Source organism: Streptomyces racemochromogenes, from assembly GCF_044129415.1.
Lineage (GTDB): Bacteria > Actinomycetota > Actinomycetes > Streptomycetales > Streptomycetaceae > Streptomyces > Streptomyces racemochromogenes_A.
The window spans coordinates 1-1,239 of sequence record NZ_JBBDHD010000295.1; the positions used below are offsets into that span (position 1 = coordinate 1).

2 protein-coding genes are annotated in these 1,239 nt (G+C 73.8%); both read right to left on the reverse strand.

Annotated elements, in window-relative coordinates; all coding sequences use genetic code 11:
- Window positions 1-68: 68 nt before the first annotated feature.
- Window positions 69-845 carry a bestrophin-like domain gene (locus WDV06_RS36910; RefSeq protein WP_395514164.1) on the reverse strand — a complete coding sequence of 259 codons (777 nt, stop codon included), beginning with the start codon at window positions 843-845 and terminating at the stop codon, window positions 69-71.
- Window positions 846-918: 73 nt separating this feature from the next.
- A complete protein-coding gene (locus WDV06_RS36915) occupies window positions 919-1,080 on the reverse strand; it encodes a hypothetical protein (protein WP_395514165.1) in 162 nt (53 codons plus the stop codon).
- Window positions 1,081-1,239: the final 159 nt, after the last annotated feature.

A 1,239-nucleotide genomic window follows, 5' to 3' on the forward strand; every position in this document is an offset into this window, starting at 1 on the left:
GGGCTGAGCCCGCCGGGGCCGCACGGCCGCGGCCGCCGCCCGCCGCCCCCGCCCGCGGCCCCGGTGCCTCAGCGGGAGGCCGTCACCGACAGGGCCGGGAACAGGTCCTGGAAGGCGCCCGCGGAGTCGGTTCCGTCCCGGCCGTAGGGGGCGTCGAAGCTCCAGACCATGAACAGCAGGAACACGATCAGCGCGCTGAAGAGCCCCGCCAGCAGCAGCTCGCGCCCGGAGCGCCGGATCTGGAGGGTGAAGATCAGCCCGATGGTGACGACCCCGCCCACCAGCAGCCCGACCCAGACCACGCTCGGCAGGGTGGACTCGTCGCTCTGGGTACGGGAGTGCCGGGCGTCGTCGGCGGCCGCGATCTGGTCGAGCAGCGGCTGGTACGCCTGCGCCTGGAGCTCATTGGCGGGGCTCTGGTGGGTGACGTCCGTGCGGAGCCTGCCGAGCAGCTGCGCGCCCTCGGGAGAGGCCTCCCTGCCGGAGACCAGCCGCGGCCAGTCGACGTTCACGGTGTGGGAGACGTACGCGTCCACCTCGCCGCGGATCCGGTCGCGGACGGGCGCCGGGTAGACGTCGGCCCGCTGCGTGACCTCGTAGAGCGACTGGGCCTCGCGGCGCACGCTGTCCTCGGCGGCACCGCGCGCCTCCCAGACCCCCGCGATGGCCAGGCCCAGGACGATCGCGTAGACCACGCCGACCATCATCGTCATGTACTCGATGACATCGGGGGTTTCGCTGGTGTCCTCGTCGTCCGCGACCCGGCGGTGCCGGATCACGGTCATGGCGAGGACGAGGGCGCAGACGAGCGCCATGGCGATGGCCAGGACCAGCCATTCGGACACGAGGGATCTCCCGTTCGTGGATGCGTCGGTGTGTCAGCGGCTCGGTGCCGCGGTGCCGCGGTGCGGCGGAATCTCAGGAGGCCGCCCCGCGGCCCTTCGAGCGGGGGCGCAGCGCGGCGGCGGCGAGCACGGCCGGGGTGGTGACGACCACCATCAGCATCATGGTGCTCAGCCCGTTCGGGCCGCGCCGCTCCAGGGCCACGGAGCGGTACGGGCGCACGTGGAAGGCGCGCACGGGCGCGGCGGCCCCGGGCCCGGCCGGACCGGAAGCTGCGGTCGGGGCCGCCTGCGGCCCCCGCGGGGGGCCCCGGGCAACCGGGGCCCCCTCGGCCGCGCCACCCCCCCCCCCGGGCGGTGGTGTTTAAAAAAAAAAAACACCACCCAAAACTTTTTA